Source organism: Actinomadura vinacea (genome assembly GCF_039532545.1).
Taxonomy (GTDB): Bacteria; Actinomycetota; Actinomycetes; order Streptosporangiales; family Streptosporangiaceae; genus Spirillospora; species Spirillospora vinacea.
Genome location: NZ_BAAARW010000014.1, coordinates 28,306 through 41,235, shown reverse-complemented (window position 1 = coordinate 41,235; position 12,930 = coordinate 28,306). Strand labels below are relative to the sequence as shown.

Sequence of the window (12,930 nt, the reverse complement as noted above, 5' to 3'; positions counted from 1 at the left end):
GGGGCCGTGCGGCAGCGGCGGCAGCTTGGCCGCGCCGAGCTTCAGCTCGATCACGTTGGTCGCCAGCACGTGCGTGCGGGACTCGGCGTTGAAGCGGCGCAGATGCGGCTGGCGCTGGTGCGCGGCGAACGCCGCCTCGTCCCGGAACAGCTGGTAGAAGATCCGCTGCGTGGGCGCGTTGACCACCTCGTGGCAGGCGAAGATCAGCGTTTCCGGCTCGGCCGTGCGGGCCGCCTGCACCAGCTCCGCGGCCTGCCGGTCGAACGCCTCCTCGCGGCCGTCCAGCAGCGTGTACACGGTGATCTGGCCGCACGCGGCCGCCATGTCGGCGCCGCCCGGCCGGCCCGGCGCCCCGGGCGCGGCGCCCGGGGCCATCCCCTGCTCGCCGAGCACGTTGCGCAGATCGTCGTGGGCGGTGGCCGACGGGTGCTGATCGGGGTAACGCATCGCTTTCTCCTCCGCGGGCGCCGGCTCGGGGAACCGCAACTCCCCGCGCTTGTCGGCGCGCTTGCGCTCGGCGCGCGGTTCGGGCGGCGCGGCATGCGCCTGCTGCTGCGGGTAGCCCTGCTCCGCGTAGCCTTGCTCCTCATAGCCGGTGGCAGGCTCGTCGCCGTACTCGTCCTCGGCGTAGCCCTCCCCATCGTCGTACGCCGGCGGGAGGGTCCGCATCGCGCCGTACCAGACCAGGCCCGCGGCACCGCCCAGGGCGATCACCGCCAGCGAGCCCGGCAGGAACCCGCGGGTGCCGCTGACCACCAGCACCCCGGCCAGCGCGACCAGCGCGATCGGGATCAGCAGCTCGGCGGCCTCGCGGTCCTGCTTGCCGGCCTGCAGCGCGGTCACCACCAGGCACGCCACCAGCGCGAGCACCGCGATCACGTGCGCGCCGTCGATGAGCAGCAGCGGCAGCGCGTCGTAGGTCTGCCCCGGCTTGGGCAGCTTCTTGGTGAACGAGCCCTTCGTCGGGTCGACCAGCAGGATGACCGTCGCGACCACCGTGTAGGAGATCGCGAACAGCCACGCGCCGAAGCGCACCTGCACGACCCGGGTGATCAGTTCGACCATCCCCAGGGCCAGCCACATCGGCCCGAGCAGCGCCGCGCCGAGCTCCATCACCCGGAACAGCGGGCCGCCGAACCCGAGCAGGAAGCCCAGCATCATCGAGATGAGCGCCAGCGACAGCCCGACCTGCGTCACCGACAGGGCGATCAGGTAGAGCAGCCGGTCCTTGTAGGCGCGCTGAACAAGCAACCCTGTGGCCAGTAAGGCACCCAAGGTCGCCGGCAGCGCGAGAAGAGCATCGACCATCGCGCCCCATGTTGCCCGATGCGGGACCCGTACGGGAAACCGTGCCCGCTACTGTCGACGGAAAGTACAAGCGCGAGTGACAGTCCGCGCTCGGGGTTCGCGCGCAGACCACCATTGCCTGCCGTAGCCGCAAGTACCTACAGTGGCAATTCACGCCGGAGGTCGCGTAAGCCCCGAGGAGAACTGCATGAGCAGCTTGACCCTCGACGCCCGCACAGCGGGGGCCTCCCTGTCGTTCCCGAACGCCCTGCGCCATGCGGCGCGGCGCGGCGTCCACAGCGGCGAGGTGCGGCGCGCCGAGGCGCTCAAGGAGCTGGTACTGCGGGCCCGGGACGGCGACGCCGAGGCGTTCGGCGACCTCTACGACCATTACGTCGACCTCGTCTACCGGTACGTCTACTACAGGGTGGGCAGCCACGCCCTCACCGAGGACCTCACCAGCGACACGTTCCTGCGCGCGCTACGGCGAATGCCTTCGTTCAGCTGGCAGGGCAAGGACTTCGGCGCCTGGCTGGTGACCATCGCCCGCAACCTGGTCGCCGACCATTTCAAGTCCGCCCGCTACCGGTTGGAGATCTGCACCGCGGAACTGCTGGAGCCCGCCCTCCCGCAGGAGGGCCCGGAACGGCTCGTGCTCGACGCGATGACCCACCGGACGCTGCTGGAAGCCGTCCGCGAACTCGGCTCCGAGCAGCAGGAATGCGTGGTGCTGCGATTCCTGCACGGGCTGTCGGTCGCCGAGACCGCGCTGATCATGGGCAAGAAGACCGGCGCGATCAAGGCCCTCCAGTACCGCGCCGTGCGCTCGCTGGCCCGGATGCTGCCCGCCGACCTCGCGCTCGCCTGAGATTGCGCCGCGCCGCCGCGCGGGCTCGCCGCGCACAGCCCGTAACCGCCGCGCCCGCCCCTCGTTTTGCGGGACGAGACCGCATTCGCATGGGGGGCTGCCATGAGGACGAGGCGGATCAGGGCCACCACCTACGCCAGCACGCTGGAGCGCCTGCACGTGAGCGACGCCGAACCCGACCCGGGCTTCCGGGCGGGCCTGCGCGCCAGGCTGGTCGCCGCGGCCGACGCGCTGGACCGCGGTGACGACTCTCGCAATTCAGGACGAAGACAGGGGTCGGCCAAGCCCGGAGACTAGGCTCTGCGCATGCGGCGATTCTGGCAGCGCGCCAAGGACGAGGACCCGGTGAACGCGGGAGAGGTGGCCGCCGCCGCGGCGGCCGCGCCCACCCCGCTGCCCGAGCCGGACCCGACGGCGGCGGCGTTCTTCGACGTGGACAACACGATGATGCGCGGCGCGTCGATCTACTACTTCGCGCGCGGGCTGGCGTCCCGGAAGCTGTTCACGATGCGCGACCTCGCGATGTTCGCCTGGGGCCAGGCGTCGTTCCGGCTGCGCGGCGCGGAGAACGCCGACCACATCCACAGCGCCCGCGAGGCCGCGCTGGCGTTCGTCGCCGGGCAGCGCGTCGACGATCTCGTCCGGCTGAGCGAGGAGATCTACGACGAGGTCATGGCCGACCGGATCTGGCACGGCACCCGGTCCCTCGCGCTGGAGCACCTGGAGGCCGGCCAGCAGGTCTGGCTCGTCACCGCCACCCCGGTCGAGGTCGCCCGCACCATCGCCCGCCGCCTGGGCCTCACCGGCGCGCTCGGCACCGTCGCCGAGACCGACGACGGCGTCTACACCGGACGTCTCGTCGGCAACCTGCTGCACGGCCCGGCCAAGTCCGAGGCCGTCCGGGCGCTGGCCCTGCGCGAGGGCCTGGACCTGTCGCGCTGCTCCGCCTACAGCGACTCGGTCAACGACCTGCCCATGCTGACCGCCGTCGGGCACCCGCACGCCGTCAATCCCGATTCCGCGCTGCGCGACCACGCCAAGGAGCACGGCTGGCCCGTCCACGATTTCCGTACCGGCCGCAAGGTCACCATGGTCGCCCTGCCGGCCGCGGCCGGAGCCGGCGCCCTGGCCGGAGGCGTCGCCGCCGGAATCGCCCTCCGCAAGCACTACCGCGCCTGAGTGACCAGCGGCTCTATTTCGTCGCCTTCCGGGCCGAGGAGAATGAATTCCGGCACCGTCCGCCGTGCCGCGGAAAGCAATCGGGCCAGTACATCTGCCGTCAGGTCGAGATCGAGCGCGGCGGCGACCCGAACCTGGCATTCCTCCAGGTCCGGAAAGGCATCTTCAATGTATTCGGCCCGGCACTCCTCGGCTTTCACGCGCATCGCGTCCAGGCCGTCCCGCCAGGAGAACAGGCAGTCCAGCCACCACGGAGCCGCGACGACGAGCGTCAGCAGATCGGTGAGATTGTCGGCGACCAGGCTGGTCATACCATCCGTCGACAGGTAGAGCACCGGCCGTTCCTCGCCTCCCTCCCCGCAGAAGAAGAAGCCGTCCCCGGACCCCCTGCCCGCAATGGCCTCCTTCCGCTGCCCTGACCGAAGCGTCTCCTCCTCGCCCACCCAGTAGGGCCGGTCCAAGTCGAAGTCGAACGGGTGGATGAGCAGGTCGGCCGTCTCAGGGTCGTCCTTGATCCGCCGGATGAGACTCATACCCCGACCCTATTGGCCGGCGCTGTCATGCTTTTCGTCGGATCTGACCGCGGAGGTGTTCCTGGCGGCGTTGCACTCCCGGCGGCGAGCTCGAGGCCCGCGCCGTCGAGGGGGTCGTCGCGCAGGCTCTGGACACCGACGACGTGGCCGAACCACCGATCGGATCGACTCGGAGGAGCCCGCGCGAGGGGGTGACGGGGCCCCTACGGTCATATGATCGATCTGCCGCGCCCCATAAGGGCCCCGTCCGTCCTTTTGGTTCCCGTTACTCGGCACGCCGGATCATCACTTCATTTCCCTAGTTCACTTCCTTCGGGGCTAGGGCATCACACCGTATTCGGAGTCGATCGCACCTCGGGCTCGGTCGGCCCGACCGGTTCGCGCACGTCATCCCTGTCTCCGAGCGCCGCTGTGCCGTCCATCAGCGAATTCAGTGGAATGTGCCATCTGTCGCCGCCGACGCCGCGGTTCCACCACTCCGCGGGCGGAGGCGGTCTCGGAGTTGGTTCTTGAGCACCTTGCCCAGGTCGTTGCGGGGCAACGCTTCGACGTACTCCAGGCGGGTGGGCAGGTACCACTCGGTCATGCCCGTGTCGAGCAGGTGCCGCCGCAGGCCGTCGAGGGTGGGTGCGGGGCCGGCGGGGACGACGACGGCGCACACGCTTTCCTGATCAGCGTTGTCCGGGCAGCCGACGATGGCGACATCGGCGACGGCGGGATGCCGCAGCAGTTCGTCCTCGACCTCCAGGATCGGGATCGGGAGCGGGCTGCCGATCCGGTCGGCGACCCGGGAGAGGTAGCGCAGGCCGCCGCGCCCGTCCTCGCCGACCAGGTCGCCGGTGTCGTACCAGCCGTCAGTGGTCGCCGGGACCCACGCCGGCTGCCGGTCCCGCAGCCGGAAGGTGCCCACGCACACCGAGGGGCCGCGGACATGCAGGCGGAACACCCCGGGCGGATCGTCGGGTGCCAGCCGGATCTGACGGCCGGTGAGCGGGCGGCCGATGCTGTTGCCCACCCGGTCGGGCGGGTCGTCGACGGCGGTCGCGGTGAGCCCGCCGGTCTCGGTCATGCCGTAGCCGTTCACCAGCACCGGGCACAGCCGGTCGCGGATCGGGGCGATGAGGGGCGCCGGGAGCGGGGCCCCGCTGTTGATGATCCTTCGCAGGTCCGGCAGGGGACGGCGCCGGCGCCGCTGGGCCTGGACGAGCGTGCGCGACATCTGGGGGTTGACGAGGAAGTCGGTGACCCGGTGCCGGGCGAGCAGGTCCAGCCATACCTGCGGGTCGAGGGTATCGGCGAACACCGAGGCGCACCCGGTGACCAGGGGCATCAGGACGTTGGTCTGCATCCCCGCCGAGTGGATCAGGTTGGCCGGTGTGGCCGTCCGCAGGAGAACGTCGCGTCGGGGCCGGATGGAGGCGTACTGGGTGTTGGGAGTGTGCAGCACGCCCTTCATCTCGCCCGTCGTGCCGGAGGTGAACAGCACCATGGACACCTCGTCGGGCCCCCGGGGAGAGCGGGCGTGGGACGAGCCGGCTTTGATCAGGTCGGCGACCGCGACCGCGCCGGTCGCCGCCGCGTCGCCGACCACGATGCGATGGCCCAGCCGTGGCAGCCGGGTGGCCAGATCGGCCAGGAGGAGGTCCGGGCGCGCGGCCTCCCACCGGTCGACGACCACACACGCGTTCGCTTCGGTTCCCGCCAGGATGCGCTCGACCTCGCGCCGGCCCAGCGTGATCAGCATCGGCACGGCGATCAGCCCGGCGTCCAGGCAGGCCAGAGCGAGCGCCGCCGCCTCCCACCAGTTGGGGAGCTGGAAGGCGACCACGTCGCCGGGGCACAGCCCGAGCCCGCGCAGCCCGGCCGACAGGCGGTCCACGTACGAGGCCAGCTCGCCGAAGGTGACGATGACCTCGCGTCCCAGGTCCCGGCGCCAGTTGATGTAGGCCGGACGGTCGGGCGTTGCCGAGGCGGCGGCCCGCAGATCGTCGAGGAACGACTCCGGGCGCCACCAGCCCTGCGCGTAGTAGGTCGCGGCCTGGGACGCCGGCGGGCGCAGCGACGACACCATGGCGCGCATGCCGTGGTCCGGACGCTCCGTTGTCGCGGTCATGCTCGTCCTTTCAGCGGCAGGTGCCACCGGCTCACGGGTCAACGGATCCGACCCCGTCATGCCGCTCTCATTCTGTGAGCGACCTATTGCTTAGAGTAGTCGACGGATGCGGCTCGGGTGGTCCATTGCCCCCAGCCCGCCCGGCGGTAGACCCGGCCGACCGAGCAGCCCAGACGACAGCACACGGGGCGACGCCCGGCCGTTGCCGCCAAGGACGGTCTTCGCTACTTTGAGTTCCGCTTGATTACGAACAGTGATGGAGGCGGCAAGGCCGCTCGACCCGCTGCGCGCTCAGACGCAGCAGGCCACCACCCGCTTGCACGATCCCGACGGCACCGCCCGCGCCTGGCAACTGCCCGCGAAACACCTACCCGCAAAGGCAGACCGATGAGCACCACCTATTGCCATCCTGGCGAATCCCCGTTGGAGTGCGATGCCTACATCTTCGACTTCGATGGCACACTCGCCAACATCGGCGACCTGAACATGCGGGCACTGCGAGCCGGGCTGGCCGCGTTCGACGTTGAGGTGACCCTGGAATGGCTGCAGGCCGAACCCATTCTTTGCATAGCCGACGTCCGGCGCCGGCTGGCCCGCGATAACAGGCGGCAGCCCGACTGCGCCGACATCGACCTGTACCGGAGCGCGAGCGCCTACTGGACAGCGCATGTGAGCGAACTGCGGCCGGTGGAAACAGTGGTCACCGTGGCCCGCCGCTCATCCGTTCCAATGGCCGTGGCCTCCGCCAACGACGCCACGCTGGTGCAGGCCGGGCTTGCCGCGCTCGGACTGGCCGACCTGTTCCCGGTCGTCTTGGGCCGCCAGCATGCTCCCCGACTCAAACCGTCTCCAGACGTGTTCCTGCTGGCGGCATCTCGGCTGCGGATCGAGCCAGATCGCTGCCTGGTCTACGAGAACACCGACGCCGGTGTGAGCGCAGCACGATCGGCCGGGATGGCCGTGGTCGACGTCCGAGCGTGGGAAACGCCGTCGAAGCAGAGCGTCCAAGCCAGTCCGCCCCGCGCCGGCGCACCCACATAGCCGCAGCCGCCGCGGGGTTTCCGCACTCACCGAAGGACACCCGCAGCGTCTCCAAGGGGATTCTGGAACAGGTCGAGCACAACACGGACCGAGTTCAGTGGGCGTTCATGCGGCACGGCTGCCGAGTCGCTCTTGCAGGCTGGCGGCGTCGGTGAAGTGGATCGTCTCGATGCCGAACCGTCTGGCGGCCTCTACGTTGTCGGTCCGGTCGTCGATGAACAGTACGTCGGACGGCGCGGCGCCAAGACGTTCACACAACTCTTGGTAGATCCGCGGATCCGGTTTGGCCATGCCCAGGTCGGCGCTGAAGAGGCGGTGACGGAAGGGCTCGGCCCACTCCTGCTGATCGATCTGCCTGGCCAGTTCGGCCGGTGCGTTGGAGAGCAGGGCCAGCGGCACGTCCCGGGCCGCCAGTTCGCGGATGAGGCCCAGGGTGCCGTCGTTCAGGTGCGACCAGGCGGTCATGTCAAGAGCGATCAGGGTCTCGACCAGGGCGTCGTCGAATGTGCGGGACAGCCGGGCGCACACGTCGGCCCAGTATTCGGAGGCGATCGTGTGGCCCAGGTCGTAGGGCCGGCGGTAATTCCAGTAGGCCCGCCAGAACCGCTCGGGCTCGACGTGGAGGGCCTGCGCCAACAGGGCACCCGCCTCCTCGGGCGGCTCGTGGCTGATGACGGCGCCGAAGTCGAAGACGATCCAGTCCTTCATGCAACTCCTCACAGGATGACTGAGCGATACCTTGTCTTTCTCACAGATATCATGTGAGATACAACGTATGGAAGGTTCAGATCGGGCACTTGCCATCATCGAACGGCTGCGCAGTGCCGAGAAGGTCAGTGTGGCGGAACTGGCGGAGCAGACCGGTTGCTCGGAGATGACGATCCGCCGCGACCTGGATCAGCTGGCCGACCAGGGCGTGCTGCGCCGGGTCCGCGGCGGTGCGGTGAGCCTGCTGCTGCGCGGCGAGGCGCCGCCGTTCGCCATGCGGGAGCGGGAGGCGGTCGAGATCAAGCAGCGCATCGCCGCCGCCGTCGGCGCGCTGATCTCCGACGGCGAATCGGTCATTCTCGACAGCGGCACCACCGCGCTGTGGATCGCCCGCGTCCTCGCCGCACGGCGCGTCACCGCGATCCCCCTGGACCTGCACTCGGCCAACGCGCTCAGCGCCGCACCAGAGGTCAAACTCCTTCTCCCGGGCGGCCAGGCGCTGCCCGGGACGCTGTCGTTCACCGGCTACCTGGCCGAGACCTCGCTCCGCACCCTGCGCGTCGACACCACCGTCCTGGCGGTGTGCGGGCTGTCGACCCGGCACGGCCTGACCGCCCACGAACTCGCCGAAGTGCCCGTCAAGCAGGCCGCGATGGCCGCGGCGACCAGGACGATCGTCGTGTGCGACGGCTCCAAGTTCACCCGCACCGGACTGGGGCACGTCTGCCCCGCCACCGACCTGGACCTGGTCATCACCGATGACACCGCCCCGGCCGAGGAGATCGACCGGATGCGCGCCGCCGGCGTGGCCGTCCGGCTGGTCTAGCCCGCGCCGTTTCATCCTCATGAAGCCCTCGCGCGAGCGGACAGCACAGCTAGCCGGTGCCGAACGCTGGGGCGACTTCCAGCCCCAGATCGGGCGTTCCCGCCCACTCCAACTGGACTTGCGCGGTCTCTGCTCGTTCGGCCAGCTTCAACTGCAGGCTGTAAACGCCGAGCAGGAAGGCCTGCAGCGAATCGACCCCGTAGGACGCTTCGACGCGATTCTCGCCCAAGCCGAGGATCTGGTGGGGGCAGTACCAATCCTGATTCGCGCTCAAGGGGTCCGGCTGTGGCTTGCCGAGCTTTACGACCACGGGCGTGCGGGCTCCGTTGCCGGCGACGGTCTCCAGCCGCCGTTCGGCCACGACCTCGCCGAGTTCGTAAGTCTTCATCGGCTTCCACTCCGTCGGCGCCAGTGCGGGATCCGCACGATAGCAAGCACGGTCACTCGTGCGGTGGTTCGCCGGACGTCATCCGGACGAGGCCCGCGATCGCCTCCGAGAGCGCCACCGGATTCATCTCGCTGAGAGGCGGTACGTCCCGTCCATGGAGCCGGACGCTCCTGACGGTCAGAGCCCCGTTCTGAGGCACGCCCAGGTCGGCCTTCAGCAGCACCCCGGGGGCGACTTCGCAGGCGATCCCGGACAGCGTGTTGCCCGACACTTCGGCCATCCATCCCAGTGTCGTCCACTCCCCCCGCCACGACCCGGAGATGGTCGCGCCGTCGAAGCGGCCGAGGCTCCGCCCGGCCCGTTCCTCCTCGGCCGGCACGTGCCAGGGGCGGTCGAGCTGGTCGAACGGCTGCATGATCTCGTAGTCGTCGAAGATCTCCACCCACGCGGGCAGCCGGTCGCCGAGCAGGACCGGGTGCGCGACGCGGATCCGGGCCCCCTCGGACGGGGTCAGCGTCGCGTCGTTCACGTCGGCGAACGTGCGGTCCTCCGCCAGCCGGAACGCCTCGCCGTCGCACAGCCACACCAGCCGCCGGACGATGTGCCACAGCAGCGGATGGCCGACCAGGTGCCTCCGGAACTCGTCCGGCTCCCACGTCCGGCTCCGCAGCATCGCGGCCCGCAGCCGGTCGATCTCACCGGCAGCGATCTTCGCGACCTCCTTCTTCAGCGCCGAGAACCGCTGGTGGGAGGCCTTCGCCAGGTGCTGGTCGTCGGCTTTCACGGGACGCGGCACCAGCTTGCGGGGCTTGCCTTCGGCGTCGAAGACGAACGGCTGGAGCCGCTCGTCGAACCCGACCGTGAACCGGCGCGGACCGTAATCCAGGACCATGCTTCCCTGGGCGTCCAGCCCGAAGTCCGGCACCACCCGGTCGGCGAGCTGGTCGGAGGTCAGCCCGAGATTGCCCGCCAGCGCGTCGATCTTCTCGCGCGCCCTGGCGCGCACGCTGCGCCGGCGGCCCCCTTCGGCGATCCAGTGCAGGTGTGTCAGCGCCACGTCGGTCTCGAACGAGGCGAGCATGTCGAGCCCCTTGGCCACGCGGCTCGGCGGTCCCTTGGCCACCCATTGCTTGAGGACCCCGGCGAACTCACGCACCGTGTGGTCGTCACCCGTCCAGGCGAGCTGCTGCATCGCCCATGCCTTCTTCGGGTCCTCGCCGTCCATCCGCCACCGCTGGAACAGGGCCCACCCGAACTGGGCCAGCGACACCGGATCGCACACGTCCCGGACCGTCTCGACGCCCGCGTACACCTCCCCGGGTTTCGACATCGCCAGCATCGTGAGGACATGCCCGACCGCGGTTTCAGGCAGGGCATGGTCACGGTCACGCAGGAGCACTTGAGGAAGCCTCGCCGGGGCGGCCCACTCCCCGACCTTGGGGACGCGCGCGGGCAGCAGGTCCAGCGGATCGGTCGCCAGCATCGCGTCGATCGCGTCCGCGGCCTCCGCGCCATGGGACCCGGCGGCCGCGACGACGTCCCGGCGCCCGTGCCGGGAGGCGAGGTGGCGCAGCGCCGCCTCCGAGCGCCGCCGCCGCGGGCCGGCCTCGCCGAGCGCGTCGGGGACGAGCAGCTCGACGGCCGCCGTCCCGTGCCGGAGGAGCCAGCCCGCCGCGATCTGCCGGGACGCGGTGGTCCGCGAGAACCGTTCGGCCATCAGCACGGCCACCTGCGCGTCCAGAAACGGCACCAGCAGCTTCCCGCAGCTGATCGGGCTCTTCTGCGCGAAGTCCAGGACGATGTGCAGGGCGTCGAACTCGAAGCGCGCCAGCAACTGCCGACACAGCCACGCCGCATCGTCGGTTTCGGGTCGCCACTGCGCGAGCCGGGGCCGGACGTGTTCCTCAGGCCCGTACAACGCCTCTCGAATATCCGGCTCGGGGCGCTCGGCGGTCTGGTCGCTCGGCTCGGGCAGCCACTCCTCGCGTTCCCCAGGCGCCCAGACGACCGCCCGCACGACCGGTGCCGCCAGGCCCTTGATCACGACAGGTCTGCGGGCCTTCCGGCGGCGGGTCCACGGCGGCTCGACCAGGAGCGGCGGCAGATCACCGGCCTCCGGGACACGGTGCAGCCTTTTGGCCAGTGTGCGGACGTCCTCGGCCACCACGTCCGGCAGATCGGACTCGACCAGCTCCGGGTGGGCCCGCAAATGCCCGGTCAGCAGTTCGTCGACCAGCGGATCCGCGCCGATATGCGGGGCCAGCAGCCGCACCGCGCGCCGCGGGAACCGTTCCATCGCCTTCCCCAGCACGGGCAGGACGAGCCTGTCACGCTCCTGGTGCGCGTGGTCGACCAGGGCGTTGAACGACTCGTCGTCGGGCATCGCGGCCAGGATCTCCAGGAGGAGCACATACTCCGCGTCCTCGTACAGGTCACCGGCCGAAAGCCGCTGGACCAGCGGCGGGACGAGCGCCGTGCCGATGCCCTCGGCCGCCGTGGTGAGGACGTCCCACTTCCGGTCCACCCGCTGGATGATCTTCTGCTTGCGCACGAGCCGTTCGAGCTGGCCGGGGTCGTCCAGCGAGCACCAGATCATCCAGCGCAGGTCGGAACCGGGCGACGTCTCGACGACCTCGAACCAGTCGCGCCGGGTCGGCACGAGGAAGGCCGTCAACAACCGCTGTGCCTGGCTGTCCCGGTGTTCTGCGAGCCGGTGGACGGCTTCCTCGTACTCGCCGTCCTCCGCCGCCGCGAGCAGCGCCCGGACGCGAGCGGCACCCGGACGCCACCAGGGCGAGGGCGACTGCCCGTCGGACAGGAACCGCACGCTGGTGCCGGTGACCACCTGTACCCGGGCCAGTTCGGCGAACGCGCACGCCGCGAACGCCGTCCCCCCGTCGATCAGCCAGGCGTCCGCGACCATATTGGCCACCGTCCCGGAGGCCAGCTTGGTGGCCTGCTCGACGACCGCCGCGACCGCCGCCGCGCCGAGCGGATCGGCCTGCCCCTCCAGGTGTGCCCGCATCGCCTTGACGATCACGTCGTCCGACCGGTTCCCGGTCAGCAGCCTGGCGATCTCGGGCCGGACGCGGTCGACCTGCTCGGCGAACCGGGCGGGCGCCGATCGGTCGAGCTCCACCGGCGGCCCGGGGACGCCGCCGCGGCGCGGATGCAACCGGCTCCGCCACGATTCGGGGATCACCAGGACGTCTTCATCGCCGGACGCGGGGGGACGATCGCTCATGGGCCCAAGGGTAGAGACCCCCGCCGACAGCCGCTCAGCGATGAGACGCGCACGGTCGCCTCTCCAGGTAACGCCGGGGAATGCCGGTGGCTTGCGGCGTCCACGGGGCGCGTAGCAGCTCATACCCGTCCTGGAGCTGTTCGAGGACCTCACGAGACGGTGGGCGCGGGGCACAAATCGAGCCGGCCGCCACCGGAATCATTCCTGCACCCCCAGCTTGATGGCCGCACAAACCCATTTCGCCCCGGCGTCTTTCGTCGGCTCCGTCCACACCTCATCCGCGTAAGCCGCGACGAGCATCAGCCCCCACCCCCCGAACTCTGCCGTCTCCGCCTCGTCGATCTCCTTAACGCACGAGACGGTCGTCCGTTGCGCGGGCATCCGCCCGCCGGCGGCGTCGGAGACCCCCAGCACCAAGCAGCCCCGTCGGATCGCGAGGTAGAGCCGAACGGTGTCGGTAGGCGCCGAGACAGCGACGGCATTCGTCGCCAACTCGCTGACGATCGCCAACGCCCGCTCCTCGTACCGGCCGAGCCCCCAGGCGCGAAGGGAGTAGGAGACAACCGACCGCGCGAGCCCCACTGAGGCCCCGGTCGCGAGCAGATCCCTTATCACGAGCATCCTGGCCGTCGTCGGTGCGGACATCGCCTGATCACCCTTCAGAGAGATTCGGTGACTCAGCGCACAGACTGGCCTACTCTTCGCTATCTTGTCGCGTGTCAATGAAACATCCGATACATCGG

General features: G+C 70.3%; 12 protein-coding genes. 5 read left to right on the top strand and 7 right to left on the bottom strand.

Translation table 11 applies throughout. The features are described from left to right. Positions 1–1,308, bottom strand: a 1,308-nt coding sequence (locus tag ABD340_RS20700; RefSeq protein WP_344590840.1) for an antibiotic biosynthesis monooxygenase, incomplete at its 3' end; no start/stop codon positions are given. A 187-nt stretch (positions 1,309–1,495) separates the two neighbouring features. On the opposite strand from ABD340_RS20700, the gene ABD340_RS20695 reads away from it, so the two are divergent. From ABD340_RS20695 to ABD340_RS20685, 3 genes are all read left to right on the top strand, one after another. After that, entirely contained in the window at positions 1,496–2,155 is a 660-nt protein-coding gene (locus tag ABD340_RS20695) for a sigma-70 family RNA polymerase sigma factor (protein WP_344590839.1), read from the top strand. Between the two features lie 102 nt (positions 2,156–2,257). Beyond that, complete coding sequence (locus ABD340_RS20690) at positions 2,258–2,452, top strand: hypothetical protein (RefSeq protein WP_344590837.1); 195 nt, start codon at positions 2,258–2,260, stop codon at positions 2,450–2,452. Positions 2,453–2,461: 9 nt separating this feature from the next. Further along, positions 2,462–3,334 carry an HAD family hydrolase gene (locus tag ABD340_RS20685; protein ID WP_344590836.1) on the top strand — a complete coding sequence of 291 codons (873 nt, stop codon included), beginning with the start codon at positions 2,462–2,464 and terminating at the stop codon, positions 3,332–3,334. Here ABD340_RS20685 and ABD340_RS20680 read toward each other — a convergent pair. Together ABD340_RS20680 and ABD340_RS20675 are read right to left on the bottom strand one after the other, a co-directional pair. Further along, entirely contained in the window at positions 3,322–3,867 is a 546-nt protein-coding gene (locus ABD340_RS20680; RefSeq protein ID WP_344590835.1) for a hypothetical protein, read from the bottom strand. The two genes, ABD340_RS20685 and ABD340_RS20680, sit on opposite strands and share 13 nt — an antisense overlap. Before the next feature lie 430 nt (positions 3,868–4,297). Next, positions 4,298–5,980: an AMP-binding protein gene (locus ABD340_RS20675; RefSeq protein WP_344590834.1), complete on the bottom strand. Its 1,683-nt coding sequence runs from the start codon at positions 5,978–5,980 to the stop codon at positions 4,298–4,300. A gap of 387 nt (positions 5,981–6,367) precedes the next feature. Here ABD340_RS20675 and ABD340_RS20670 point away from each other — a divergent pair, with 387 nt between their 5' ends. Continuing rightward, positions 6,368–7,021, top strand: coding sequence for an HAD family hydrolase (locus ABD340_RS20670; protein ID WP_344590832.1), 654 nt, complete (start codon positions 6,368–6,370; stop codon positions 7,019–7,021). Positions 7,022–7,126: 105 nt separating this feature from the next. Here the strand turns inward: ABD340_RS20670 and ABD340_RS20665 are convergent, their stop codons facing one another. After that, positions 7,127–7,729, bottom strand: a complete 603-nt coding sequence (locus tag ABD340_RS20665; protein ID WP_344590830.1) for an HAD family hydrolase — start codon at positions 7,727–7,729, stop codon at positions 7,127–7,129. A 67-nt stretch (positions 7,730–7,796) separates the two neighbouring features. Here ABD340_RS20665 and ABD340_RS20660 point away from each other — a divergent pair, with 67 nt between their 5' ends. Next, positions 7,797–8,555, top strand: coding sequence for a DeoR/GlpR family DNA-binding transcription regulator (locus ABD340_RS20660; protein WP_344590829.1), 759 nt, complete (start codon positions 7,797–7,799; stop codon positions 8,553–8,555). Positions 8,556–8,604: 49 nt separating this feature from the next. Here the strand turns inward: ABD340_RS20660 and ABD340_RS20655 are convergent, their stop codons facing one another. The 3 genes from ABD340_RS20655 to ABD340_RS20645 all read right to left on the bottom strand — a co-directional run bounded on the left by ABD340_RS20655 (position 8,605) and on the right by ABD340_RS20645 (position 12,832). Beyond that, positions 8,605–8,943, bottom strand: coding sequence for a DUF6968 family protein (locus tag ABD340_RS20655; protein ID WP_344590827.1), 339 nt, complete (start codon positions 8,941–8,943; stop codon positions 8,605–8,607). 52 nt (positions 8,944–8,995) lie between these two features. Continuing rightward, positions 8,996–12,187, bottom strand: coding sequence for a DUF4132 domain-containing protein (locus ABD340_RS20650; protein WP_344590826.1), 3,192 nt, complete (start codon positions 12,185–12,187; stop codon positions 8,996–8,998). A 198-nt stretch (positions 12,188–12,385) separates the two neighbouring features. Further along, entirely contained in the window at positions 12,386–12,832 is a 447-nt protein-coding gene (locus ABD340_RS20645; RefSeq protein ID WP_344590824.1) for an ATP-binding protein, read from the bottom strand. Between the last annotated feature and the right edge of the window lie 98 nt (positions 12,833–12,930).